The organism is Methylolobus aquaticus (assembly GCF_054172105.1).
The window spans coordinates 74,359-98,136 of the sequence record NZ_JBSYXP010000001.1 but is presented as its reverse complement, the minus strand read 5'-3'; the positions used below and the strand labels follow the sequence as shown (position 1 = coordinate 98,136).

The following is a 23,778-nucleotide window of genomic DNA, read 5'->3' as shown; positions in this document are numbered from 1 at the left end:
AGCGAGCCGGCACCTCGTCCCGACCTGCCCCGAGCCGGACATTCGCTCAGCAACAGCCGCCGGATTGACCGCTGTCAGCCACCTGCCGTCCACCCTTGGTTTCAGCCGGAGTCCGCCGCGTGCCCGCCGGCGCGCACCAGGCCTGCGGCTCGGCCAGGGTCCGAGGGACAATCCCGATGAAGTCGCCGCGGTTCGGACCCTCGGTGAGCAAACCGAAAGTCCGCTCACAGACGGCGATGCGCTCGCCGCGCGGAAACACATGGCCTTCCTCATCGCGCACCTCGGCGTAGGGACCGCGATAGAGCACCGCATGTCCGCGATCCACGCATTCGGACCCGCGACCTTTCACGGCGCAGACCGTCACCGCCCGAAACTCGATCCCGTCGATCACCTGCCACGGATCGACGGCCCACTGGTCGATCCGGATCGCGCCGAATCCTGCCCTGGCGAAGGCATCGACGAACGCGTGCTCCTGAAATGCCCCGGCAATGCAACCGCTCCACAATTCGGGTTGTGCCTTAAGCTCCGGCGGGACCGGTTCGTCGCAGACGATGTCCGAAATCGCGACCCGTCCACCCGGCTTCAGCACCCGAAAAATCTCGCTGAACAAGCGGAGCTTATCGGCATCGCCGACCAGATTCAGGACACAGTTCGAAATGACCAGATCGACCGACTCGTCCGCCACCAACGGCCGACATTGCCGTTGTTCATCCTGCCAGGCACGCAGCGCGTGCCACGACTTCACGTCATGGACCGGGTGCTCGCTCAGAAAACGCTCCATCGCCTCGACGTCGAGCGCCAGATCCTGGATGTATCCCTTGCGGAAACTTACCCGATTGCCGCCTAAGGCTGCGGCCATCTCGGCCTCGTACTTTCGGGCCAGCGCCAGCATGTCGTCATTCATGTCCACGCCGATCACATGCCCCTCTGCCCCCACGAGCTGCGCGGCAATGTAGCAGACCTTGCCGCCACCCGAACCCAGATCGAGGACATGATCCCCTTCACGCACGTAGCGCGATGGATCGCCGCAGCCGTAGTCCTTTTCGATGATCTCCGGCGGCAGCTGCTTCAACAGCTCACGGTCATAGTCCACCGGGCAGCAAAGCGACTCCTCGCGTTCGCGGGCGCCCTGGCTGTATCGTTCGATGACCGAATTTTCTACATTCATTGGGAGTTTTCCTTCAAGGTCGTGGGGACGGATCGGTCGAGACCCAGGGCTCCGCCGCAACTGCTGCCGGGACCGGCAGTGCAGCCGTAGCAGTGGTTGGCCGTCGCGACGGCCGCCCCAATCAGACGGCCTGGGTCCAGCTGACTAATGTGAACGCGCGCCCCGCCGAGTGGGAGACCCAGCATCTGGTTGAAGTCGCAGTCGTAGAGGTAGCCGCGCCAGTCGATGCTGATCAGGCTGCGACACATCACGCTCCCCAGGTTACCTGGTCGGTGCGCGTTGCGCAGAAGGCTCATATATGCGTCGAACTCCCCGCGGGACACCAGCGTACTGCCGAAGCGCTGGATAGGCATGTTGGTCAGTGCAAACAGCTGATTGAAGCGGATGCCGTAGCGCGCGGCCAGTTCCCGCCGGTAGTCCGCTTCGAGCTCCCGCTGGGGCGGTGGCAATACCGGCCCCTGTGGATTGAACACGAGATTCAACGCCAAGCCCGACCCCTCCTGGCCATAGCCCAGTGCATTGAGCCGGTGCAAAGCGCGCACGCTGGCTTCGAAGACGCCGCGTCCGCGCTGACGGTCGACGTTATCTTCCAGGTAGCATGGCAACGACGCGACGATCTCGACCGCACAGTCGGCAAGAAAATCGGCCAGGTCGCCATAGCCGGGCTCTTCCAGAATCGTCAGATTGCAGCGGTCGATGACCTTGACTCCCAGCCCCCGGGCAGTTGCGACAAGGTGTCGAAAATGCGGGTTCATTTCCGGGGCACCGCCGGTCAGGTCGAGGGTCGCTGCTCCGGAGGCCCGCAGAAACCGCAGCACCTGCTCCACGGTCTCACTTACCATCACCTCCCGGCGCGTCGGTCCGGCGTTCACATGGCAGTGAACACAGGCCTGGTTGCATTGATACCCGAGATTGACCTGAACGACCTCTAAAGCAGCCCGGTCAATTGGAGGGAAATCGCTATCGTGCAGCAGAGGCAAGGTGGCATGCATTGCAAATCTCGGCTAGTGGCGGGGTCGGTCGGGTCGGCTGGCTGCGGCAATGGCGCACTTGCCGATGAGACCGCGTCTTATCGGGACGGTTCGACGCCGACGCGAGCGCTGCCGCACACTCCATGGTACGTTACCGTTCGCGCACCGCGTTTTCAAACACTCACCAGCCACGGCGAGGCCGCACCCGGATGCAACGTTCCCGTCTCCTCGTGTTTCTGATTGCCGTCGCATGCGTTGCCGCCTTCTTCGCGCTCGGCCTGGACCACCTGCTGACGCTGGAGGCACTGCACGCAAGACAAGCCGCTGCGATCGCATACCGCGAGGCTCACCCCCTGCTGGCTGCCGGTGCCTACGCGGCCATCTACGTGGTCGTAACCGGACTCTCGCTACCCGGCGCCACTGTCCTGACGCTGGCCGGCGGCGCGCTGTTCGGGCTTCTGTGGGGCACGGTGATCGTGTCCTTTGCCTCGACCATCGGGGCCACGCTGGCCTTCCTCGGCGCGCGGTTTCTATTTCGCGATGCCGTTCAGGCGCACTTTGGCGAACGCATGCAGATCATCGACGCCGGTATCGCGCGCGAGGGTCTGCTCTACCTGTTCACGCTGCGGCTCGTGCCGCTCTTTCCGTTTTTTGTGATTAATCTGCTGATGGGCTTGACGGCCATGCGTCCGCTGAGCTTCGCAGCGGTCAGCCAGCTCGGCATGCTCGCCGGCACGGTCGTTTACGTCAATGCGGGCACACAGCTCGCTCAACTCGATTCCCTGGTCGGCGTCCTGTCCCCGCGGCTGTTGTTCGCCTTCGCCTTGCTTGGCGTCTTCCCGCTGTTCGCACGCCGGGCCGTCGACCTGCTCCGAGCACGCAAGGTCTACCGCGGATGGTGTAAACCTGCGCGCTTCGACCGCAACGTGATTGTGATCGGCGCCGGCTCGGGCGGGCTCGTCAGCGCTTACCTGGCGGCCGCCCTAAAGGCCAGGGTGACCTTGATCGAAAAGCAACGGATGGGAGGCGACTGCCTCAATACGGGCTGCGTGCCATCGAAGGCGCTGATCAGAACCGCCAGACTCCTGGCACAAATCCAGCGAGCCCCCCGGTACGGGATCCGCCGAGCCAGCGCGGACTTCGACTTCGCGACCGCCATGGAACGCGTACAGGAAGTGGTCCGCGCGATCGCACCGCACGACTCGATCGAGCGCTATGCCGAACTGGGGGTCGAGGTCATTCAAGGCACCGCGCAAATCGTCAGCCCGTGGGCCGTCTCCACCGAGACCGACGGCGGCCGCATCACGCTGACGACCCGCAACATCATCGTTGCGACCGGCGCGCGGCCGGTTGTCCCGCCGTTGCCAGGACTCGCCGAAGCCGGCTACCTGACCTCAGACACGATCTGGGACCTGCGCACCCTGCCCGAACGCCTGCTGATCCTCGGCGGCGGCCCGATCGGCTGTGAACTGGCGCAATGCTTCGCCCGCTTCGGCAGCCGCGTCAGCATCGTCGAACTCGCACCGCAGCTGATGGTGCGCGAAGACCCGGATGTGTCCGAATCGGTCGCCGAACACTTGCAGGCGGATGGCGTTGATCTGTACTTACGGCACCGCGCGCTGCGGGTCCTCAACGAGAATGGCACCACGCAACTGGTAGCGGATCATCAAGGTACCGAGATCCGGATCCCATTCGATGCGGTGCTGGTCGCTGTCGGCCGGATCGCCAACACCACCGGCTACGGGCTGGAGACGCTCGGCATCCCGACCAGTGCCCGGGACACCATCGAAGTCAACGCATTTCTACAGACGCGCTACCCGAACATCTATGCCTGCGGCGATGTGGCCGGGCCGTTCCAGTTTACCCATGCCGCCGCGCATCAGGCCTGGTACGCCGTGGTGAACGCCCTGTTCGGAAGCCTCCGACGGTTCCGCACCGACTATTCGACGCTTCCCTATGCCACTTTCACCGACCCGGAGATCGCCCGCGTCGGACTCAACGAACAACAGGCACTCGCCCGTGGCATCCGGTACGAAATCACGCGCTACCGGCTGAAGGAACTGGATCGAGCGATCATCGACAGCGTCGCCGACGGCTTCGTCAAGGTTCTGACCGCACCGGGCCGGGACCGCATCCTCGGTGTCACGATCGTGGGCGAGCATGCCGGCGAGCTGATCGCCGAATTCGTCATGGCGATGAAGCACGGGATCGGATTGAACAAGTTGCTGGGGACCGTGCACATCTATCCGACGCTGGCAGAAGCCAACAAATACGCGGCCGGCGTCTGGAAGCGGACCCACGCGCCGGCGCGCCTGCTACGCTGGGTAAACGGCTACCTGGCCTGGCTCCGTGGCTGAGACCCTCTCCATCATCATCCCCACGCTGAATGAGGCGGACCGGATCGACAGCCTCCTGGCTTCGCTCGCCCCGCTGCGGGCTCAGGGCCACGAGCTCATCGTCGTCGATGGCGGCAGCGTCGACGGCACGGCCGAGCGCGCACGATCCGGTGCGGACCGGGCCTGCTCGGCCCCACGGGGACGCGCGCTGCAGATGAATGCCGGCGCCGCGATCGCCGGCGGCTCAGTGCTGTTGTTCCTGCACGCGGATACGGAACTGCGACCGACTGCCGCTGAGGCCGTGCTCGACGGACTGGGAAGAAGCGGCCGGGACTGGGGCCGTTTCGACGTGGACATCGCAGGGCGGCATCCGATGCTGCGGGTCATCGCCTGGTGCATGAATCATCGCTCCCGACTTTCCGGGATTGCGACAGGGGATCAGGCGCTATTCGTCCGTCGGGCGACTTTCTGGGCAGTGGGCGCCTTTCCCGACCAGCCGTTGATGGAAGACATCGAACTGTCGAAGCGCCTGCGGCGTGTGAGCCAACCGCTGTGCCTCCGAACGCGGATCACCACCTCGGGTCGACGCTGGGAAGCGCACGGTGTCTGGCGAACGATCGGGCTGATGTGGCGGCTGCGCTGGCTCTACTGGCGCGGCGTTTCGCCGGAGCGGCTTGCCAGCCGGTACCAATGACGTTCCTCGGTCTGTCCGGGCGTTGTGCAGTGTGCGCATTACCCGACCCCTCGATCAAGAACGCGGGCCGATCTGATGCTGCATCGGAGGAAAGCGGACTGAATCACGCGAGCAGCAAACGCAGCAGTCCTTCCTCTGGCAGGGACTGCAGCCGTGTTGTGCCGCCTGGGTATTCGAGAAGAACTGGCACGCATCGGTCGGGAACTGCGCCCGTTCGGCATGCCCACAGCGGGGACAAACGACGATGAACTCCAGCACGCCGTCGTTCACGGGGATGAGGTTTCAGGCCGCGCTGGCCCTCATCGGACGGAACTGGGCGAACACCTGCCCGGTACCCTCGGGTGAACTGTCGTCGTAATACATCGAGACGAGCTTAAGGTGTCCTGCAGACCCGAGCTCGGGCCCCGGCAAAAGCGTACGGAAGGCCTGTCCACCGAGCAACTGGTGCGTGGTCGTCTGAAACAGCCGCGCCAGACACCCGTCCCGCAACATGGTATCGAGCATGTGAGGGCCGGCGATCAGATAAGGCCGACGGTAACCTCGCTGCCCCAGTGCGCGAATCAGCGCCGTACCTTCGACCATCTCCCCATCCCCCGTTACCAGAACGTCATAGCCCTTCGCCTGCCACGCCGCGATCTTCTCTGCATCGGCACCGGCGCCGGTCGCGATGCAGCAGCGCTGGCCATGGTGGGCCAGCGAGTCGGGCATCGGAAAGTCGAGGCTCGCGCTCGCGACGACGACATCCGGCTGTGGGGGCAATCCATTTGCCACGCGCCAGGCCAGCAGATCGCGATGGGGTTCGGCCAAACCGATCTGCAGAATGTTGCCCAGCCTGCCTTCTGCCAGGGAGCGCAGGTAGCCGCCGTGCGTGATCAGGCAATCCGACTGCGCAGCCAGCTCGAGGAATAAGCGGAAATCGTCCGGCGTTGTCAGCGTTTTCGGCAAATAGGTCTGACCCGTGGCGTCCTCCAGCGCGATCCGTCCATCGAGGCTGCACAAAAAATTCGCGTAAACGAAGGGCTCGACAGGGGTTCCAAGCTGATGAAGCGCCAGATCGAGATACAGTCCCTTTAACGGAACGCACTCGGCTGGGGAGGGGAATAGTCGGAGAAGTTGCTTGGACACGAATCGGAGGTGAGCACGCTGTGTCGCTGCGGCGCCGCGCTCCGTCTCGGCTCCGGCACCCGGGGATTCAGCCTGTTGGAAAATGTACGGCTAACCAGATCGCGGCCGGATGACTTGACGTCCACTCGACGCGATGCCGGCAGCCCGCCGGAATCGTCAGGAAGTCGCCAGGCTGCAGCGCTCTCAGCCCCTCCCTTTCGAAACGCAAGGTCGCTTGCCCCTGAAGGAGAACGACCCACTCCGTGTCCGGCTGATCGTACCACGTCCCGGGCGGCGTGACGTGCCCGATCGATATGATCCGCAGGATTCGGGTGTCTGCCGAGGCCGCCAGACATTCGATCCGCTCGTCCTGCAGCACTGCCGGCACGCCGGAAAACAGATTGCCCCAACCGATCGCATGGTCATCCGGTTCTGCACCATGGGTGTCAGCAGACATCGTGAACGGGGCGGGCATGTCCGGCATCACCAGCGGTAGACGGCCTAGCAGAGGGCCGCGGGGGGCAGCGCAGCCGCAGCTGCCGAACACTCCGCCTGCTGTAGTGGACGCGCCACCAGCAAGCGGGCAACGCGAACCTCCGAGTTGTAGATAACCGCCGCAGTGACGTCGCGTGCCTCGACCGTCGCCACGATCCCGATACCCTTTGCGAAGAAGCGGTACTGGACGTCGCGCAGGTGCGCCGGCCCGACGTTGCCGTCAAACACCGACCGCGTCAGGATGACATCATGGACGCCGCTCGGCGTATTGATGCGGTAAGCACCCAGGTAGCGATGAGCCAGTTCCAAGGTGCCTCGGTGCATGACCTGTGTCGCATCGGCTGGATCGTAGACTTGCACCTCCATGCGCCGCGTACGCTCCTCGCCGGGAACCATCCCTTTCACCAGCAGCGGCTCCGCCGGCGTGTAGCGGGTCAGGGCCTTCTCCTTCAAATCCTCGATCCCGGAGATCTCGAAGCTGCCGTCGGGCGTGCGTTCGACCAGACCGGTCTCGGAATCCCCTGCCCGATAACGCCAGGTCGTTTGCATGCTCTGCATGCCGGGAGACTCCCAGCGATGAGTCTCGTCAATCTCACCGTTATCGCGGTCACGTACGCGGTAAACCCGCGGTGCCGCATCCAGTTCGAGGAACTGAGCCGGATTCGATAGACGGGGCGCGGGCAATGCCGCGACGATAAGGCCCGCGCCGGCCACGTCTTCAATGGCCTTGCGGTCGCGGGCCGGCAATTCGAGCGTCGGGTCGGAGGGACCAGCCGCAACGGCCCCGGCCCAGAGCAGGCCACAGACCGCACGAGCGAAAACGTAGGGTAGCTTCAATCGAGACTCCGTAGATTCGGGCAGCAAGGCATTCGTGGCAGGTTCGGATCAAGAACCGCAGCCGCGGGCGAACTCGGTCCGATGAGGGCAGTTCTTGCCATCAGTACTGCACAATGATGTCGGTCGCGAACATCAACTGATCCTGCCGCTTGCCGGCATCGAAAGCATTGGCCTGGTCCGCCCAGTCATAGCGCAGCTCTGGCCGCACGGTAACCCACTTCAGAGGCGACCACCGCGCACCCAACGTGAATTCGTAGTAACTGGAGCCGATCCCGGGGGCTGAGCTTGCCGGTCCGACTGCATTGATGGGCGCGCTCCCGGGGCGATCGTTGTAGCGGACACGCACGCCGTCCTGGTCACGCAGCCACTCGCCCCGCAAGCCGAAAGCCCATTCTTGGTCAACGTTGTAGAACAGATAGCTCTGAATGCCGTACCACGACGTGTCCTTGCCGTTGCGTATCGGATCGTTCTGCTGTATGCCGTTCGTCCATTGCAGGACACCTTCCCAGTCGGTCAAAAACTTGTGCTCGATGCGGAACGTGTAGCGGGTCAGGTTGTCGAGGTTCGGCTGATCGCCGGTGATGATTGCAAAACTGGCGTTCGTGCCCTTGTCGTCGCTAGTCCACGCGAATTTTCCGAGAAAGTTCCAGACCGACATGTACGCGTTGACGTTGTTCCAGCCCATCACGCCACCTGCCGTCAACTCGAAGTTGTCGTCGATTTGGTAGGTTGGCAACACGCCGGTGTGCGTGAAGGGACCATCCCACATGAAGCTCATGCTGTGGGAATAAAAGAAATTCTTGGTCGCCATGACCGACTCGTAGTTGGTCAGACCATAGAAGTGGCCGACCTTAGTGGAGAGGCCGTTGCCAAGCGGCGCGTAAACTTCGGCGTACAACTGAGGCAACGCGAGGTTGTAGAAGCGCGACACGCTGGTCGGAATCAGGCCCTTGTCCCAATTGTTCGTGGACTGAGCGATGAAGGCATCGGTACCGTAGAGGACGTCGAATCGCCCGCCGATGTCCCAGGCGTCGCTTTTCTTGACGAGGCGCTCGAGCACGAAATATAGCTGGCTGATCCGCGGCTCCGCGGTGCGGTCGATCAGACCAACCGGGCCATTGAAATTATCCGGCGAGGCGTTGAAGTTCGTCGCGATACCGGCGTCGATCCAACCTCCGAAGGTCAGATCGAGATCTTTCATCCACTGTGGCTTCTGAAAGGTCGGGAAAGCGGCTTCCCAAGCGTTCTCGGTATCGCGGAGCGCTTTCGATTCCGCCGCCGAGCAGACGAGAAGCCCGACGAAGGATAAAGCGACCGCAGTCCTGGTATGTCGTGTCATTTAAAGCGTTCCTTGTTCCTGTCGGAACAGATGATGGAGCCGATACAGCACGTGTTGCACATCGGACATTTGCTGATGTTTAAAGTACACAACATGTTGCTTGTTAGCAAGTGTTGTGCATCGCGCCACCGGCCTATGCCGTGGCCGAGGGCGTTGCCAGACCGTACTGGAGACATCCACAGCCCCTGTTCAGCGAGGGCCACCAGATGAGCAGTGTCTCCGCAGCCTCGACCTGCCGACTCCTGCCCTTCTGGCCCATACTGCCATTCCGTGGCGACCTGTTCGCGAGCAAGGTTGTCACCTGTGTCGCCGAAGGTCACCGCGACGCCGCGAGGCAGGGCGGAGAGAAACGGGATTCGCACGGAAAATGCATCGGCTGACGAACTTGATGCGGCGGTCTGCGCGGCGAGCCTGCGCAACCATGGCGAACCCCGGCAATCGCCGGACGCGCTGAGGTGGCTGGGAAAAGCAACTTCGGGGCGGAGTTAAGCCGCGCGATCTCGACGGCGCACCGAGTTGTCCGCACCGGTCAACGGTGCGGCAGTAACGACCTGTGCGCTGTCGCCCGACCGTTCGTCCTGTACCCAGCCTGCTCTGCGGAGGGACACCCCCAAGAAGGGCGCCACCGACAGGAGGGCCGCGTGCGCGGCAACCGCGCGTAGGCCTGGTTCGGAGGACGCGCGACACCCAACCTGCCTCCCCGAATCATCCAACCCGAGGCATGCACGACGGTAACGTAGCTAAACGCCAATGTCCTCGTGCCAGAGCGCTGGAGCACGCTCGATAAATTCTCGCATCAGCTGTATGCACTCCGCGTCCTGCAGTACGTCGAGTTCGACGTTCTGCGAACGCAGCCAATCTTCGGCACCGAGGAAAGTCCGGTTCTCGCCAATCACGATCTTTGGAATCCGGTACAGCAGTGCGGCGCCACTGCACATGGGACAAGGCGAGAGCGTCGTGTAGAGCACGCACTCTCGATAAACCTTCGCAGACTGGCGGCCCGCCGCCCGGAAGGCACTCATTTCACCGTGCAGCAGTGGATCGCCATTCTGCACTCGAAGGTTGTGGCCTCGTCCAATGATCTTGTCGCGGTATACCAGCACGGCGCCGATCGGGATACCGCCTTCGGCCAAACCCCGCTTCGCCTCATCGACTGCCGCCTGGAAGAATGCATCCCGGTTCATCGCCAACTCCCACATCAAGCCCTCGAAGCAACGGCGCAGCATTGCGGTCCGCCCCTCCTAGCGTAACCGTCTCCCGCTCCGCTGGATGCAGATCAGGGCCATGCTGCTCGCCTCGCAGCGCCCATCGACGCTGTCCTCCGCCTCCACCGCGTTTGACAGAGCCGAACCCGGCGCGCATGCTGGCCCGTCCGGGCAAGCGAACGCTGCTCGCAATTCCGTTCCCGAATCACTCACGCAACCGGTAAGCGCTGAGCCATGAATCCACCGCGCAACCCGGCGACAGCGATCAATCGCCCATGGTATGGAACCCGAGGCGAAGTGCTCGTCGTGCTGCAGTTCTTGCTCGTCGGCACCTTTTTCTTCGCCCCGCCGTGGAATCCCTGGTTCGCTCCGGACGCTCTCGCCTCGACTGGCATTGCACGCTCGGCCGCGCTATCGATCCTCAGCGGTACAGCGGCTGCGATGGCAGCACTCGCCCTGATAAAGATCCGCCGCTACCTGACGCCCCTGCCCCACCCCGTTGCTCATAGCGAACTGGTGACCAGCGGCATCTACGGATGGGTCCGCCACCCGCTCTACAGCTGCCAACTCATCGCCGGCCTGGGCTGGACGATCTACACCCTCAGCGCATTACATCTCGGACTGCTCGTAGCCGGCTTTCTATTCTTCGACTATAAGGCCACGATTGAAGAGCGGTGGCTCACTGAACGGCATCCGGGCTATCCTGCTTACGCCAACCGGGTGCGAAAGCTCTTGCCATGGTTGTATTGACAAGCGAAGCCACTCGATACCCAGTCCAGCGACGGCGTTGAACCAAACCCTCCCATCCCACATCCCGGGTGTCGGCATGGTCCACTGCCCCGCGAGCTTGCGGCGGTGCTAGCGGGTGCACGAAGCCGGCGAGCCACTCCAACCGAGGGTTCGGCAACGCCGGACGGCGACAGAAAGCCTGGCGAATCCGAACGGCTGAACCCATCGCATGCCCCGCGTGCAACAGGCAGGTCCAGAAACGACAAACCCGCCATGCGGCGGGTTTGTCCGGGCCCTTCCGTGGGCCTGATTCTGTCCTGACCCGTCAGGCGTTATTCGCCCATCCAGACCAGTTCCACGCGACGGTTAACCGAACGCTCTTCCTCGGTGCGGTCCGGCGATACCTTCGGGTACATCTCGCCATAGCCCTTCGGATACAGGTTGTTCGGCACGCCCTTCATCTTCAGGTAGTCGACCACCGACGCCGCGCGACGCTGCGACAGCTTCATGTTGTACTGGTCGGTACCCTCGGTGCTGGTGTGGCCCTGCACTTCGATGTCCTTGGTCTCACCCGAGGCGATCAGACCAGTCGACACTTCGTCCAGGATGCCCTTCGCCGTCTCGGTCAGTTCCGCCGAGTCGTAGTGGAAGTTCACACCGCGCAGTTCGATGCGGACCAAGCAGCCGTATTCGTCGACCTTGGCGCCCTTCATCGTGCCCGGGCACTTGTCGTCGCAGTCGTTGACGCCATCGCCGTCGGAATCCTTCGTCGAGCAGTCGTCAACCGCCGCCGGCGCTGCCGCCGCTACCGGCACCGGCTTCTCGCCCAGCGGAATCACGAAGCCCGCGTTCACGACCAGGTCGTTGAACACGTCCGCGTTGCCGACATTGTTCGGCACGCCCGTGCCGGGCATCCGGTACTGCATGTTCGTCGGAGCGGTCTGCAGTTGATAGCGAACATCGGCCCGCAGCAGGAAATTATCAGCCAACTCGACCTCTGCCCCGAGACCTGTCTGGAACAGGAACGCCGAATTCTGCGACCCATAGCCCTGACCGGTGCGCCAGCTTTGGTTGACGCCACCGACCGCCGCGACCCAGTAGGGCGAGAACACATCGCGGTCAAAGAAGAACAGCGCATCGAACGTGCCGCCGGTCAGATCGGTTTGGCCACCCACGTCCGGGATGTTGTTAGAGTAGTTCATCCACAGGCCGCGGACTTCGAGGTTCAACCATTCGTTGATCATCTTGCCGATGCCCATGCCGCCGCCCCAGCCGCCGAAGGCCTTGCGGTCACCGCCGGGCTGCATGAACGTGCCGAACGGGGACAAGTACCAGCGATCATCGACGCAGCGCGAGTCGGCCGACGGTATGGAGCTACCGTCCGGACAGGTGTAGGTCGAGGTCATCGCTGCCGCCGCCGTATCGGCTTCCGCCGGCACCGCCTCGGTCGCCGTCGCCATCGGATCCGCGACCGCCGGGTCGGTGGCACCGCTCATTGTCGTGTCGGGCGCGACCGCTTCGGTGCCGGTCGCCATCGTGTCCTGCCCGTACTCCGCTGCCTGCGCGCCGGGCGCAAGCACGCCGAGAAGTGCGGCCGCGTACAAAAAATATGTCGCTCTCATTTCCGTCCCCTCCCACAAAAAAACAACAGTTCTGCGCGAAACAACAACATCATACGCGCCTGACTTGGCGCAGGAAAGCATCCTGTGTTCACGGCATCGTCTTGAAACAACAAGCGCCTCGCCATCGGCCGGCGAAAGCCATAACGGTTCAGCGTCACACCGGGCGTCGGGACGCAAGTTGCGGGGGCCGTCGACCCCGGCTACGGAAAAACAAGGCCCCGGACAAGCTTCTCGGAAAGTACTAGTAGCGACGCGGCACAGTCGACGAGGATGGCTGAGGAGATGATCGAGTGGACTCGATTCAGGGCAACCGGGCCAATCAGGAGAGCCTGTAGTGGTGAGGCCTACCGTGCGAAGACCGACCGAATAATGCCGTTATAGGCTGGAAGGGGAACTTTATGACCACAGTGGCGGAGAGGGAGGGATTCGAACCCCCGGATGGTCTCCCATCAACGGTTTTCAAGACCGCCGCTTTAAACCGCTCAGCCACCTCTCCCGGTCATGACGCGGGAAGGTTACCGAAAAAGGCCACCCTTTACCAGAACTAACGCCGCCAGAGACACACGCCACCACTGGCCTTGTCGAGGGCGTCAAGTCGCGCTTCATGCGCAATGGCCTCCGCATCGTTGCAGTACGCCACCCGCAGCGCACGACCGAATCCGGAGCGGCGCTGAGCCCCAGCAGCAGCGCTCACATCCGGATTGACGGCCACGTCTTCATCGAGGCCGAGGGCGATCTGCCCACCGGTCATCAGCAGATAGACTTGCGCCAGAATCTCGGCGTCCAAAAGCGCGCCATGCAGATCGCGGTGGCTGTTGTCCACCTGATAGCGCTTGCATAAGGCATCAAGACTGTTGCGCTGTCCCGGGTGCTTCTTCTTGGCTAGCGCCAGCGTATCCGTGATCGCACAGTAATCGCGCAGGGGGTTGAACGCTTCGGCATTCGACAGACGCAACTCGTGATCAATGAAGCCGACATCGAATGGCGCGTTGTGGATGATCAACTCGGCACCGGCGATGAACGCCAGAAAGTCGTCCACGATGTCGGGAAACAGGGGCTTATCGGCAAGAAACTCGTTTGTGAGCCCGTGCACCTCGGCCGCGCCGGAGTCGACCTGCCGCTGCGGATTCAGGTAGACGTGGAAGCGTTGACCGGTCAGCATCCGGTCGATGAGTTCGACGCAACCGATCTCGATGATCCGATGCCCTTCCTCGGGAAACAGGCCGGTCGTTTCGGTATCGAGAACAATCTGCCGCATCACCCTACTGCCTACTGCCGGACCAGACCTGACGCCTCGAGCGCTTCGACCAAACCCTGATTGGCCAAGCTGTCGGCCCTTTCGTTCTCGGCGTGGCCTGAGTGGCCCTTGACCCACTGCCACTCGACCGTGTGTATCCGCTGCGCGGACACCAGGCGTTGCCAAAGGTCCGCATTCTTGACCGGCGTTTTCGCGGCGGTCTTCCAACCGCGTCGCACCCAGTTCGGCAGCCATTCCGTGATCCCCTGGAGCACATACTTCGAATCGGTGCAAATCGACACCGCACAGGGGCGGGTCAGCGTTTCGAGCGCCTGGATGGCAGCCATCAATTCCATCCTGTTATTCGTCGTGGCGAGTTCCCCACCGCACAGTTCACGCTCGCGGTCGCGGAAACGCAACACCACCCCCCACCCACCGGGACCGGGGTTGCCTCGGCAGGCCCCATCCGTATAGGCGAACACCTTTTCAGTCATACCTTAATCTGTTTGGTTGAGAACACGCGACATTTCGGCTCCCTGCCCTGCCAACATGGCGGGCGCCTTGGCCCAGGATGGCTCTATGGGGATCACGGTATAATTCCGCTTAATGGCCCGCGTGGCGTAGGCAAGCGATACGAAGGCCTGGGAACGCTTGAAGAAGCTTTCGGGTGACTCGATGATCTGGGCGGTCGTGGCGTCGAAAGCGACGTCGAACTGTGCCTCGAATTTCAGGAGCCTGAGCCAGTCCAGCAGTCGCGCCGCGGGAACGAACCCCTGCCCGCGAAAGGCATCGCGGCGTGCCAAGCGGCGAACGATACCATGGATGCTGAAGGGGTTGAACGTCAGGAGCACCAAGCGGCCCTCCGGCCGCAGGACGCGTTCGACTTCCCTCAACACTGCGCGAGGGTTTGCCTCGAACTCGATGACGTGGGGCAGTATCAGTAGATCGATCGATTCCGAGGCGATCGGCAAGCTAGCGGGCTCGGCCTCCACGTCCCGACCGCGCAGCTCGCGGCAGTCGCTGCCGAGCGACAACACGATTAATTGTTGCCGGAATTCATCAGGTATGTATCGTTGTTCACAACCCAGCGACCCAACTTGTAATATCCGTTGCTTATAAGTAAGCTGTAGCGAGTCTTTAAGATAGGACACCTCAACTTCCTGGAGGATCCTTCCCAATGTCGCAGAGCGATACCATTCGATGAAGAACTCGCGCCCACGCGGGCTTGCGGTGTTCTGGTCCCCTCTAAACAGGTTGAGCAGCATAGTTGGTCGGTCGCTCAGCAGGCATGAAACCGTGAGGTGCACGCCATGAAATTCGGTAAAAACAACCCCCGTCTCCTTTGCTACATGTCGGCGGTTGCGCTTTCCTTAGCGGGTTGTAGCCAGCACACGACAAAGACGAAGCCGTCGCCCGTCTCAGTATCGGACGATGCGCCAGAACCGGCGACCGTTGTCAGTTCGGTCACTTCACCGCAGTCCGAAGCGCGCCTCTTCCACTTTTCGAAGAAAGGGGTTCGTCAAGTCAACGTTACGGACACGAATCGCACCAAGCGAGTTCAATACGAATACGCAAATCTTTGGGAACGGCTATTCGACAACTACGCGCTGCCCGACGTGCAAAATCGTGCAGTTGATCGAGAACTGTCCTGGTTCGTGAACCATCCGACTTACCTGCAGCGAGCGCAACAGCGTGCCGAACCCTTCCTCTACAACATCGTACAACAGATCGAGCGCCAGGGCGTACCGGGCGAACTGGCCCTGTTGCCAGTCGTGGAAAGCGCGTTCCAGGCACAGGCCGTGTCGCCCGCAAAGGCCGCGGGTATCTGGCAGTTCATTCCGACGACCGGCCGCAACTACGGCCTCAAGCAGAATCATGCTTATGATGGACGCCGCGACGTTTACGCTTCCACGAAGGCGGCCATCAAGTACCTGAAGAAACTGAATCGCCAATTCCATGGTGACTGGTTCCTTGCGGTAGCGGCCTACAACTGCGGGGAGGGCGCGGTGGAGCGTGCGATTCGACGCAACGCCTATCAGGGCCTGCCCACCGACTTCTGGTCACTGGACCTGCCTCAAGAAACCAGAGCGTACGTGCCTCGACTGCTCGCCGTATCGCGACTGTTCGCCGGTGCGGACCGTTACGGCCTCGACCTCCGCGACATTCCTAACGAGGCAAAATTCAAGACGGTGAAGGTCAGCCACCAACTTGACCTCGCCGTCGCGGCAGATGCCGCGGACATGTCTCTTGAAGCCTTTCGCGCCGTGAATCCGGGCTTCAAGAACACCTTCGTAGACCCGGACGGATCGGTCCGGCTCTTCGTGCCGGCACACAAGAGCAAGACGTTCAAAAAGGAGCTTGCACGGCTTGCCAGTACTCAGAGCGACTTGTTGCGCCGCGAGTTCGAGAGCCGTCCGCTACAGTCCGAACCTGATCGCTACACGGTGAGCTCCAGCGATTTACCCCAAACCGGGAACTCAACGGAGCAGCCTCGGTACTCGTCCATGAGGGTTAGCGCTCTGAGTGAAGCTCTGAAGGAGCCCACCCGGCAGCCGACGACCGCTTCACGCTCGACATCGTTCAGCGAGCAGCCATTCCAGGCGGAGACCGACCCCTTCAAGCCGACGTCGTTCGCCACAGATCCCGAGCCGGCGCCCGCCCCGCGCCGTTCCTCGGCGCACAGCAAGGAGCGGAGCAGTTACGCGGCGCCCCGCACCAACACCCACAACGAGGCAAGCGCACGCGCGCGCTCGGCGAGCACGACGGGCAAGGCACGACCCACACCGACCTCGAGCAGCGAGCACCACGCGTCGACGAAGTCCAGCCGGACCGCGACTCCGGCCCCGACTCGCGCCACAAACCACGCTGAGCGAGTGACGGCCGATTCGCGGAAGTCAGGCAAAGTCGCCACAGCCACACCGCAAAAATCCGTGACGAAGGGAAAAACCGAGCGCTCTTCGACGCTCGCAAGCCCTACATCCAAGACTGTGGTGGCAAGGAGCAACGAATCGCGCAAGGGGGTGGAGAAGATCGTAACGGCCAAAGCCGATACGGTACGGCTTAAGCCGAAGCGCTGAACCAACACCCCGTCTTCGCCAGCAGTTGCCTCCCCTTCAGCCGTCGGGGAGGCTTTAACGCGATGTGCTGAAACGGGTTCGCGTATCGCGCTGCCTCGAACGGATCCGAGTGGGGCGTCAGGGCCCGCGGAGCGGCATCTGCGCTCATCGGGCTCGCTGGGCCGCGACGCGCCCATCTGACGTGCCTGCGTCAAACTCACCGTCCCTGTCTTCGCGGTGCCCGCTCACTCAGGCCAGGGGCCGAATCCCGACGCTGGCCCGCAACGCCTGCATGAAGGGCCGCGCCTGCGCTCGCGCCTTCTCAGCACCGTCCTGCAAGGCCTGTTCGATTTTCTCGGGCGTTTCGATCAGGGCCTCATAACGCTCTCGGCTCGCTTCGAGGTGCCGGTTCAGGTACTCGAACAGAAAGGTCTTCATTTCACCCCAGGCAATTCCCTCTTCGTAGCGCTTTCGCACTTCCGCCGACTCTTCGGCGGTCGCAAACGCCCGGAAGATCCCAAACAGGGTGCATCCTTCGGGATCTTTCGGTTCGCCCGGGAGCAGCGAGTTGGTCTTGATCTTCATGATCAGCTTGCGCAGCGCCTTCTCCGTGGCGAACAGTGGAATGATGTTGTCGTAGCTCTTGCTCATCTTGCGGCCATCGAGCCCGCATAGCAGAGCGGATTCCTCTGAAACCTGCGCCTCAGGCAGCACGAAATGCTCACCGTAGATATGATTGAACCGCGCCGCGACATCTCGCGCCATCTCGATGTGCTGGATCTGGTCGCGTCCGACGGGAACCCGGTTGGCGCGGAACAGGAGGATGTCCGCAGCCATCAGGATCGGATAGTTGTACAGGCCCATGGTGACCCCTTTGTCAGGATCGGCTTCTCCGCTCTCCTGATTGGCCTGAACCGCCGCCTTGTACGCATGCGCCCGGTTCATCAGGCCCTTGGCCGTCACGCAACTCAGGATCCACGCCAACTCACCGATTTCGGGGATGTCTGACTGTCGATAGAACACGGCATTGGCTGTATCGAGACCGAGAGCCAGCCAAGTGGCTGCGACCTGTAATGTCGACTCGCGCACCCGTTCCGGATCCTGACACTTTATCAGCGCATGATAGTCGGCCAGGAAATAGAAGGGTTGCACATGCTGGTCCATGCTGGCCTCGATGGCCGGACGTATGGCACCGACATAATTGCCGAGATGCGGGGTCCCTGTAGTGGTAATACCAGTGAGTACGACAGATTTCTTGGTCATTCGGGGATCCGCTTGCTGAGTTTGGATACGTCCTGGCAGACCCTTGGCTGGTCTGGCACAGTCTGCGGAGTTCCACCGCAGTCATTCACGGGTTGGCTGCCATCGAAGCCCGAGGCTCCTATCCGGTAGCCGGGACGCAAAGTGCCGCAATATGACATAAATCAACCGTCGAGCCAACGACCGGCCGGAACCCACGTTTCCGCGAAACCTTGCGGGTTTGGTTTAGAATAATGGGGTCTGGTTTCACACCACGATCAACGAGGCCCGCAGTTGGAACGTCAAGAGCGGCGAGACTCCCCGCGTAACCGAATCGACTGTGCCATGAGTTTCCGACTGGCCGGCAAAGACGTGTCGCACGAGGCGTTTTGCATCAATATCAGTGGCTCTGGGGTCTTGTTCGAGGCCGACGATCCTCTGACGACCGGGACGGCCGTGGAGATACACCTGGTCCCCCAGCGCGGCGTCGCTGCGCCCCTGACAGCCTTTGTCGAAGTGGTGCGTTGCGTGGCCACCGATGCCGGTCCGTACCGCATTGCCGGAGCGATCAAGGGCATCAAGAGTTGACTTAACCACCCGGCCTGGACGTCCGATCGGACAGCTCATCCTGCCGCCATCGCCGAGTTGCACCGGACCCGCGCGGTCCCTAACAGAAAATGAGCCAATTCCGACCCCGAAACCGATCCTACTGGCTGGCACAACTGTGTGAGTCCAATTTCCGTCAGCTCTGCGAGTTGGTTCCGGACCTCACCACGCTATCCGATGACGCAACTGCCCGCGCCCACGGCAAACCGCCGCTCCACCTGAAGGTGATCGAGCGCTCGCCTTACACGCTGACACTGGAACTCAGTCACTGTTTCGGGCCAGAAGTCGACCGGCGCTTCGAGCCCAGCGTTTGTGTGCGTGTCTACCTCGACGGCCGCTGCGCCGAGGCTCTCCCCCCCCACCGACCACCGCTCGCCTCGCGCCGTCACCAAACACGCGCCGGCGGCGCTGAAGTGCTCGATGAAAAGTGGAGTTCGAACTATTTTCTGCAGCGCTGGCTAGAGCATTGTCTGCGCAGCCAATACCGTTTCGGGCTCTCGGCTGGCGTTGCCGGACCGCCCGCCCTCGCGTGACCGTCGCAGCCGGTGCCTCATTCGGGCGAAACCGGCGTGCCGCTCCGTTCAGCTGAACCGGCTCAGCTGCCAAGAATGAACTTGAGTTGCTCCGCCTGACTCAACGCCGTCTCCACGTTCGCGGCCAAGACATTGAAATGACCCATCTTTCGACCGATACGCGCCGCTTTCTTGCCGTAAAGATGTAACTTTACGTTACTCTCGGTCAGCAACGCGTCCCATGCCGGTTCATCGTCACGCCAGATGTCGCCCAACAGGTTAACCATGACGACCGGCGTCAGCAGCCGCGTATCGCCGGGGGGCAATCCGCACATTACCCGGACCTGCTGTTCGAACTGGTCGGTCGCGCATGCATCTAGCGTGTAGTGGCCGCTGTTGTGAGGGCGCGGGGCGATCTCGTTAATCACGATCTCGCCGTCCTGCAGCACAAAGAACTCAACGGCCAGCACGCCGACATAGTCCATGGCGTCCGCCAGCATCAGTGCCATATCCCGCGCCCGTTCCGCCGATGCTTGGTCGACGCGAGCCGGCACGATGCTGACATCGAGTATGCCCGCGGCATGCTGATTCTCAGCCACCGGAAAGGTGCGAACCTCGGAAGCGGACGTGCGGACGACAATAACGGACAGTTCCTTGTGCAACGGCAATTGCCGCTCCAACACACACGACTTGCCACCAAGTTCGGCGAACGCGGAGCGACATTCGGCCGGGCTCGCGACCCGCAACTGCCCCTTCCCGTCGTAGCCGAAGCGCGCCAGTTTCAAAATGCCCGGTAGCAGCGGTTCCAGATCACCCGCCAGGGCCGCTTCCGTTTCTACCGGAATGAACGGAGCGACGGGCAGGCCCGCACCTGCGATGAAACGCTTCTCCCGAATGCGGTCTTGAGCGATCGCGACGCTCTCGGGAGCCGGGGATACGCGCAGGGAGGCGCCGAGATAGATCAGGCTCTCGGCGGGGACATTTTCGAACTCGGTCGTGACAGCGGCGCAGCTGGCAATCATCCGGTCCAGTGCCGCGCGATCGTCATAGGCCGCACGCAGATGCACGTCGGCGATCGACCCCGCGGGGCTTTCGACGTCGGGGTCGAGGACGGTCACACGATACCCCATGCTGCGCGCAGCGATGGTAAACATGCGCCCCAACTGTCCGCCACCGAGTATGCCCAGCATCGCATTGGGCAGGATATGGCGCACACTCATGGCAGCGGCAACTCCATGTTGAGCACCGACGCGGTCTGTTGGGCGCGAAAGTCGCGCAGGCGCGTCGCGAGGCTCTCATCCCGCGTCGCCAGTATTGCGATGGCGAACAATGCGGCATTCGCGGCCCCGGCCTCACCGATGGCAAAGGTCGCCACGGGGATCCCCTTCGGCATTTGCACGATGGAATACAAGGAGTCCAGACCCTGCAGATGGCGGCTCGGCACCGGCACACCGAGCACCGGCACTTCGGTCTTTGCCGCAAGCATGCCCGGTAGATGAGCGGCGCCGCCGGCGCCGGCGATGATACACTTCAAGCCACGCGCAGAGGCGCCGGCAGCATATTCGAACAGCAGGTCCGGCGTCCGATGGGCAGACACGATCCGTGCTTCGAAAGGCACACCGAACTCCTCGAGCCACCCCGCTGCGTGCTGCATGACATCCCAGTCACTGCGGCTCCCCATGACCAGACCGACGTCAATCATACGGTACCTTTCTGGCGAGAAAAACGCGTAGGATAGCGCGTTTTAGCTCAACGGTGGGTCCCGGCCGCGCGCGTCCCGATCGCGGTGATTCGCCCGCGGCAACGGTAGAGGAAAAAAATGCCATCATCGAACCAGAACACCAGTCCTGCGGCCCGCAGCGTGGACCCCGCCGAAGCGGCCTATTTCGAAGCCTTGGCCGCGAAATGGTGGGACGCGGAGGGTCCCTTCTGGCCCTTGCATCGCCTGAACGGCGTGCGGGTCGACTACCTTCGCGAGGCGCTGGTGCAGCGATTCGGCGCCGCAGACGACCCGATTGCCCCGCTCTCCGGTCTCCGGATACTGGACATCGGCTGCGGCGGCGGCATCCTCAGCGAGTCGCTGGCGCGACTCGGCGCCCAGGTCCATGGCGTCGATATTGTCGAGAAGAACATCCATACCGCGCGACACCACGCCAGAACCAGCGGACTCTCCGTCCGCTACGAGTGCGGCAGCGCCGAGCGCCTGGCAGAGGAAGGCGCGACCTACGACGCCGTGATGAACCTCGAGGTCGTCGAACACGTCGCCGATCTCGAAACCTTTCTTTCCGCGTGCTGCCAGTTGATCCGGCCCGGCGGGCTGATGGTCATCGCGTCATTGAACCGCACCGTCCTGTCGTTTCTCGGCGCGATCGTGATGGGCGAGTACATCCTGGGCTGGCTGCCACGCGGCACGCATCGCTGGTCCCGATTCCCACGCCCCGAGGAACTGGAACGCGAGTTAAACAAGCAAGGCCTGGAGGTCACGGACCGCGTGGGCGTCCGGGTCAATCCTTGGACCCGCCGTTTCAGCTTAAGCCGCTACTACCCCATCAATTTCATGCTTACGGCGGCCAAACCCGCCGTATAGAAAGCGACAATCCAACGGAAGGGGGCCGCTCCCTTCCGGCCTGGGCCAGGGAACTCATCGGACGACCCCGGTTCCAACGGTCAGTCAACGCTCAAGGCGCACAGAATGAATAACGACCTGACCGTATTTTTCGATGGCGGTTGCCCGCTATGCAGCCGCGAAATCGCTCACTATCGGCGCCTAAAGGCGCTTGAATCCATATGCTGGATCGATATCATCCGTGAACCGTCAAGGCTGGACCGATTCGACGTCGATCCACGGGTGGCGCTCGCAGCCTTTCACGTGTGGGACGACAGCGCCGCGCGCATGTACACCGGAGCGGCTGCATTCGTGCGACTCTGGTCATCGCTGCCGGGCTATCGATGGCTGGCCCGGTGCATCACCAAGCTGCACCTCACGGCGCTGCTGGAGCTGGTATACCGTCGTTTTGCGCGCCGCCACTTTCTGAAGCGCTGCCGCGAAGGCGCTTGCAGTGCCTGAGGCGGCGATCCGCCGGCTGGTCGTGATACTTGGCGACCAACTGAATCGAGACTCCGGCGTTTTCGACGACTTCGACCCGGCTCAGGACCGGGTCTGGATGGCCGAAGTCGCGGGCGAGGCCAGTCATGTCTGGTCGCACAAGGCCCGCATCGCGCTGTTCTTGAGCGCGATGCGCCACTTCCGGGAGACCCTCATCGCGGAGGGTGTTCCGACCATCTACCACCAACTCGGCAACCATTCCTTCGCGACTTTGTCGGACGCCCTATCGGCTGACCTCGTCGCCTTGAAACCGTCTGCGATATTGATGGCCCGGGCTGGAGAGTTCAGGCTTCAAGAAGCTGTCGCGCGATGTGCAACCGATCATGGCCTGCCGCTCTACCTGGCTCCCGATCGTCACTTCATGATGTCGACCGGCGACTTCGCGCTGTGGGCGCGCAATCGGAATATACTGCGGTCCGAACATTTGTATCGTTTGCTGCGGCGTCGCACGGGCATCCTGATGGTGGATACCGAGCCTCAGGGAGGGCGGTGGAACTACGACGCCGAGAACCGGCAGGCATTTGGACGCCGGGGTCCGCCCCCAGTTCGACCACCCGCGAGGTTTCCGCCCGACGCCATCACTCGGGAGGTTCTCCGCGACGTCGAGACGCACTTTCCATCGCACCCGGGGCATACCACTGATTTCGACTGGCCGGTGACCCCGACCCAGGCGAAGTCAGCGCTGACCGACTTTCTGGACCACCGCCTCGCCCAATTCGGTCGCTACCAGGATGCGCTATGGACCGGAGATCCTTACCTGTTCCATGCACGGCTGTCGCCTGCCTTGAACCTCAAGCTGCTCGCGCCCAACGAAGTCCTCGCGGCGGCCATGGAGTCCCTCGATGCCGGCAATGCGCCGCTGGCCGCCGTGGAGGGCTTCGTCCGTCAGATTCTCGGCTGGCGAGAGTTCATCCGCGGCATCTACTGGACGCAGATGCCCGCTTATCAGGACCACAACGCACTCGAGGCGAGGAATCGTCTGCCGGACTTCTACTGGACTGCCGACACGGACATGGCCTGCCTGCGCGAAGTCATCGGACAAACCCTGCGGTACGGCTACGCGCATCACATACAGCGGCTGATGGTGGCCGGTCTGTTCGCACTGCTGCTCGGCGTCGAACCGCGGCAGGTGCATGAGTGGTTTCTTGCGGTTTATGTCGATGCGGTCGAGTGGGTTGAACTACCCAACACCCTGGGGATGTCTCAGTATGCCGACGGCGGTCTGGTCGCCTCGAAGCCCTATGTGGCGAGCGGGCGCTACATTCAGCGCATGAGTAACTACTGCGACGGTTGCCGGTTCAAGCCGGATCAGGCAATCGGCCCAACAGCGTGCCCGTTCACGACGCTCTACTGGGATTTCCTGATCCGTCACCGGGCACGGTTTGCGCACCACCCGCGCACCGCGCTGCAATGGCGCAGCCTCGAGCGCTTTGACGAACCCACACGAGTTGCGATCGGTCGTCAGGCGGCGGAACTACGCACCCAACTGGCTTAGCTCCAGAAAATCCCCGGTAGCGTCCCA

At 62.5% G+C, this 23,778-nt stretch carries 24 protein-coding genes and 1 tRNA gene; 10 read left to right on the top strand and 15 right to left on the bottom strand.

The window, feature by feature from the left end; all coding sequences use genetic code 11:
- Positions 1–46: 46 nt before the first annotated feature.
- Positions 47–1,168 (bottom strand): methyltransferase domain-containing protein, encoded by a 1,122-nt coding sequence (locus tag ACW73L_RS00430; protein WP_498919337.1) that lies wholly within the window; start codon positions 1,166–1,168, stop codon positions 47–49.
- Complete coding sequence (arsS, locus tag ACW73L_RS00425; RefSeq protein ID WP_498919335.1) at positions 1,165–2,160, bottom strand: arsenosugar biosynthesis radical SAM (seleno)protein ArsS; 996 nt, start codon at positions 2,158–2,160, stop codon at positions 1,165–1,167. The genes ACW73L_RS00430 and arsS overlap by 4 nt, the downstream gene beginning before the upstream one ends.
- Before the next feature lie 188 nt (positions 2,161–2,348).
- Between arsS and ACW73L_RS00420 the strand changes: the two genes are divergently transcribed.
- Together ACW73L_RS00420 and ACW73L_RS00415 are read left to right on the top strand one after the other, a co-directional pair.
- Entirely contained in the window at positions 2,349–4,496 is a 2,148-nt protein-coding gene (locus ACW73L_RS00420) for a dihydrolipoyl dehydrogenase family protein (protein WP_498919334.1), read from the top strand.
- A complete protein-coding gene (locus ACW73L_RS00415; protein WP_498919333.1) occupies positions 4,489–5,169 on the top strand; it encodes a TIGR04283 family arsenosugar biosynthesis glycosyltransferase in 681 nt (226 codons plus the stop codon). Before ACW73L_RS00420 ends, ACW73L_RS00415 begins: the two co-directional genes overlap by 8 nt.
- A 282-nt stretch (positions 5,170–5,451) precedes the next feature.
- Here ACW73L_RS00415 and ACW73L_RS00410 read toward each other — a convergent pair whose 3' ends face one another.
- The 4 genes from ACW73L_RS00410 to ACW73L_RS00395 all read right to left on the bottom strand — a co-directional run bounded on the left by ACW73L_RS00410 (position 5,452) and on the right by ACW73L_RS00395 (position 8,944).
- The gene (locus tag ACW73L_RS00410; RefSeq protein WP_498919332.1) at positions 5,452–6,294 is read right to left on the bottom strand and encodes a RibD family protein; all 843 of its coding nucleotides are present in this window, start codon (positions 6,292–6,294) and stop codon (positions 5,452–5,454) included.
- A gap of 67 nt (positions 6,295–6,361) precedes the next feature.
- Positions 6,362–6,748: a cupin domain-containing protein gene (locus ACW73L_RS00405; protein ID WP_498919330.1), complete on the bottom strand. Its 387-nt coding sequence runs from the start codon at positions 6,746–6,748 to the stop codon at positions 6,362–6,364.
- A gap of 26 nt (positions 6,749–6,774) precedes the next feature.
- A complete protein-coding gene (locus ACW73L_RS00400) occupies positions 6,775–7,605 on the bottom strand; it encodes a hypothetical protein (RefSeq protein WP_498919329.1) in 831 nt (276 codons plus the stop codon).
- A gap of 100 nt (positions 7,606–7,705) precedes the next feature.
- Positions 7,706–8,944, bottom strand: a complete 1,239-nt coding sequence (locus tag ACW73L_RS00395; RefSeq protein ID WP_498919328.1) for a porin — start codon at positions 8,942–8,944, stop codon at positions 7,706–7,708.
- 206 nt (positions 8,945–9,150) lie between these two features.
- On the opposite strand from ACW73L_RS00395, the gene ACW73L_RS00390 reads away from it, so the two are divergent.
- The gene (locus tag ACW73L_RS00390; protein ID WP_498919327.1) at positions 9,151–9,324 is read left to right on the top strand and encodes a hypothetical protein; all 174 of its coding nucleotides are present in this window, start codon (positions 9,151–9,153) and stop codon (positions 9,322–9,324) included.
- 360 nt (positions 9,325–9,684) lie between these two features.
- Here the strand turns inward: ACW73L_RS00390 and ACW73L_RS00385 are convergent, their stop codons facing one another.
- On the bottom strand, positions 9,685–10,170 hold the full coding sequence (locus ACW73L_RS00385) for a nucleoside deaminase (protein ID WP_498919326.1): 486 nt from the start codon (positions 10,168–10,170) through the stop codon (positions 9,685–9,687).
- Between the two features lie 213 nt (positions 10,171–10,383).
- Between ACW73L_RS00385 and ACW73L_RS00380 the strand changes: the two genes are divergently transcribed.
- The gene (locus ACW73L_RS00380) at positions 10,384–10,899 is read left to right on the top strand and encodes a methyltransferase family protein (RefSeq protein WP_498919325.1); all 516 of its coding nucleotides are present in this window, start codon (positions 10,384–10,386) and stop codon (positions 10,897–10,899) included.
- A gap of 311 nt (positions 10,900–11,210) precedes the next feature.
- Here ACW73L_RS00380 and ACW73L_RS00375 read toward each other — a convergent pair whose 3' ends face one another.
- The 5 genes from ACW73L_RS00375 to ACW73L_RS00355 all read right to left on the bottom strand — a co-directional run bounded on the left by ACW73L_RS00375 (position 11,211) and on the right by ACW73L_RS00355 (position 15,002).
- The gene (locus ACW73L_RS00375) at positions 11,211–12,677 is read right to left on the bottom strand and encodes an OmpA family protein (protein WP_498919324.1); all 1,467 of its coding nucleotides are present in this window, start codon (positions 12,675–12,677) and stop codon (positions 11,211–11,213) included.
- Between the two features lie 231 nt (positions 12,678–12,908).
- Positions 12,909–12,996, bottom strand: a tRNA-Ser gene (locus ACW73L_RS00370).
- Between the two features lie 48 nt (positions 12,997–13,044).
- Positions 13,045–13,758 carry a DNA polymerase III subunit epsilon gene (gene dnaQ / locus ACW73L_RS00365; RefSeq protein WP_498919323.1) on the bottom strand — a complete coding sequence of 238 codons (714 nt, stop codon included), beginning with the start codon at positions 13,756–13,758 and terminating at the stop codon, positions 13,045–13,047.
- A gap of 11 nt (positions 13,759–13,769) precedes the next feature.
- Positions 13,770–14,231, bottom strand: a complete 462-nt coding sequence (gene rnhA / locus ACW73L_RS00360) for a ribonuclease HI (RefSeq protein ID WP_498919322.1) — start codon at positions 14,229–14,231, stop codon at positions 13,770–13,772.
- Positions 14,232–14,234: 3 nt separating this feature from the next.
- The gene (locus ACW73L_RS00355; RefSeq protein ID WP_498919320.1) at positions 14,235–15,002 is read right to left on the bottom strand and encodes a class I SAM-dependent methyltransferase; all 768 of its coding nucleotides are present in this window, start codon (positions 15,000–15,002) and stop codon (positions 14,235–14,237) included.
- A 45-nt stretch (positions 15,003–15,047) separates the two neighbouring features.
- On the opposite strand from ACW73L_RS00355, the gene ACW73L_RS00350 reads away from it, so the two are divergent.
- Positions 15,048–16,814, top strand: coding sequence for a transglycosylase SLT domain-containing protein (locus tag ACW73L_RS00350; protein WP_498919319.1), 1,767 nt, complete (start codon positions 15,048–15,050; stop codon positions 16,812–16,814).
- Positions 16,815–17,042: 228 nt separating this feature from the next.
- Here ACW73L_RS00350 and ACW73L_RS00345 read toward each other — a convergent pair whose 3' ends face one another.
- Positions 17,043–18,056 (bottom strand): tryptophan--tRNA ligase, encoded by a 1,014-nt coding sequence (locus ACW73L_RS00345; protein WP_498919318.1) that lies wholly within the window; start codon positions 18,054–18,056, stop codon positions 17,043–17,045.
- A 270-nt stretch (positions 18,057–18,326) separates the two neighbouring features.
- On the opposite strand from ACW73L_RS00345, the gene ACW73L_RS00340 reads away from it, so the two are divergent.
- Positions 18,327–18,620 carry a PilZ domain-containing protein gene (locus tag ACW73L_RS00340; RefSeq protein ID WP_498919317.1) on the top strand — a complete coding sequence of 98 codons (294 nt, stop codon included), beginning with the start codon at positions 18,327–18,329 and terminating at the stop codon, positions 18,618–18,620.
- A gap of 89 nt (positions 18,621–18,709) precedes the next feature.
- Positions 18,710–19,171: a DUF1249 domain-containing protein gene (locus tag ACW73L_RS00335; protein WP_498919316.1), complete on the top strand. Its 462-nt coding sequence runs from the start codon at positions 18,710–18,712 to the stop codon at positions 19,169–19,171.
- Positions 19,172–19,233: 62 nt separating this feature from the next.
- Here ACW73L_RS00335 and ACW73L_RS00330 read toward each other — a convergent pair whose 3' ends face one another.
- Together ACW73L_RS00330 and purE are read right to left on the bottom strand one after the other, a co-directional pair.
- Positions 19,234–20,370: a 5-(carboxyamino)imidazole ribonucleotide synthase gene (locus ACW73L_RS00330; RefSeq protein WP_498919314.1), complete on the bottom strand. Its 1,137-nt coding sequence runs from the start codon at positions 20,368–20,370 to the stop codon at positions 19,234–19,236.
- The gene (purE, locus tag ACW73L_RS00325; protein ID WP_498919312.1) at positions 20,367–20,852 is read right to left on the bottom strand and encodes a 5-(carboxyamino)imidazole ribonucleotide mutase; all 486 of its coding nucleotides are present in this window, start codon (positions 20,850–20,852) and stop codon (positions 20,367–20,369) included. Before purE ends, ACW73L_RS00330 begins: the two co-directional genes overlap by 4 nt.
- A 117-nt stretch (positions 20,853–20,969) precedes the next feature.
- On the opposite strand from purE, the gene ubiG reads away from it, so the two are divergent.
- The 3 genes from ubiG (at position 20,970) to ACW73L_RS00310 (ending at position 23,751) form a co-directional block, all read left to right on the top strand.
- Positions 20,970–21,737, top strand: a complete 768-nt coding sequence (ubiG, locus tag ACW73L_RS00320; RefSeq protein ID WP_498919311.1) for a bifunctional 2-polyprenyl-6-hydroxyphenol methylase/3-demethylubiquinol 3-O-methyltransferase UbiG — start codon at positions 20,970–20,972, stop codon at positions 21,735–21,737.
- A gap of 105 nt (positions 21,738–21,842) precedes the next feature.
- Positions 21,843–22,217, top strand: a complete 375-nt coding sequence (locus ACW73L_RS00315) for a thiol-disulfide oxidoreductase DCC family protein (protein ID WP_498919310.1) — start codon at positions 21,843–21,845, stop codon at positions 22,215–22,217.
- Positions 22,210–23,751, top strand: coding sequence for a cryptochrome/photolyase family protein (locus tag ACW73L_RS00310; RefSeq protein ID WP_498919309.1), 1,542 nt, complete (start codon positions 22,210–22,212; stop codon positions 23,749–23,751). Before ACW73L_RS00315 ends, ACW73L_RS00310 begins: the two co-directional genes overlap by 8 nt.
- Positions 23,752–23,778 lie beyond the last annotated feature (27 nt).

What these genes read in the sequence shown, in the direction of transcription:
- ACW73L_RS00345 (WP_498919318.1), bottom strand. Translation starts at nt 18,056, where the DNA reads ATGACCAAGAAATCTGTCGTACTCACTGGTATTACCACTACAGGGACC.
- dnaQ (WP_498919323.1), bottom strand. Translation starts at nt 13,758, where the DNA reads ATGCGGCAGATTGTTCTCGATACCGAAACGACCGGCCTGTTTCCCGAG.
- purE (WP_498919312.1), bottom strand. Translation starts at nt 20,852, where the DNA reads ATGATTGACGTCGGTCTGGTCATGGGGAGCCGCAGTGACTGGGATGTC.
- ACW73L_RS00355 (WP_498919320.1), bottom strand. Translation starts at nt 15,002, where the DNA reads ATGCTGCTCAACCTGTTTAGAGGGGACCAGAACACCGCAAGCCCGCGT.
- ACW73L_RS00315 (WP_498919310.1), top strand. Translation starts at nt 21,843, where the DNA reads ATGAATAACGACCTGACCGTATTTTTCGATGGCGGTTGCCCGCTATGC.
- ACW73L_RS00395 (WP_498919328.1), bottom strand. Translation starts at nt 8,944, where the DNA reads ATGACACGACATACCAGGACTGCGGTCGCTTTATCCTTCGTCGGGCTT.
- ACW73L_RS00335 (WP_498919316.1), top strand. Translation starts at nt 18,710, where the DNA reads ATGAGCCAATTCCGACCCCGAAACCGATCCTACTGGCTGGCACAACTG.
- ACW73L_RS00330 (WP_498919314.1), bottom strand. Translation starts at nt 20,370, where the DNA reads ATGAGTGTGCGCCATATCCTGCCCAATGCGATGCTGGGCATACTCGGT.
- ACW73L_RS00350 (WP_498919319.1), top strand. Translation starts at nt 15,048, where the DNA reads ATGAAATTCGGTAAAAACAACCCCCGTCTCCTTTGCTACATGTCGGCG.
- ubiG (WP_498919311.1), top strand. Translation starts at nt 20,970, where the DNA reads ATGCCATCATCGAACCAGAACACCAGTCCTGCGGCCCGCAGCGTGGAC.
- ACW73L_RS00390 (WP_498919327.1), top strand. Translation starts at nt 9,151, where the DNA reads ATGAGCAGTGTCTCCGCAGCCTCGACCTGCCGACTCCTGCCCTTCTGG.
- ACW73L_RS00405 (WP_498919330.1), bottom strand. Translation starts at nt 6,748, where the DNA reads ATGCCCGCCCCGTTCACGATGTCTGCTGACACCCATGGTGCAGAACCG.
- rnhA (WP_498919322.1), bottom strand. Translation starts at nt 14,231, where the DNA reads ATGACTGAAAAGGTGTTCGCCTATACGGATGGGGCCTGCCGAGGCAAC.
- ACW73L_RS00430 (WP_498919337.1), bottom strand. Translation starts at nt 1,168, where the DNA reads ATGAATGTAGAAAATTCGGTCATCGAACGATACAGCCAGGGCGCCCGC.
- ACW73L_RS00380 (WP_498919325.1), top strand. Translation starts at nt 10,384, where the DNA reads ATGAATCCACCGCGCAACCCGGCGACAGCGATCAATCGCCCATGGTAT.
- ACW73L_RS00385 (WP_498919326.1), bottom strand. Translation starts at nt 10,170, where the DNA reads ATGCTGCGCCGTTGCTTCGAGGGCTTGATGTGGGAGTTGGCGATGAAC.
- ACW73L_RS00420 (WP_498919334.1), top strand. Translation starts at nt 2,349, where the DNA reads ATGCAACGTTCCCGTCTCCTCGTGTTTCTGATTGCCGTCGCATGCGTT.
- arsS (WP_498919335.1), bottom strand. Translation starts at nt 2,160, where the DNA reads ATGCATGCCACCTTGCCTCTGCTGCACGATAGCGATTTCCCTCCAATT.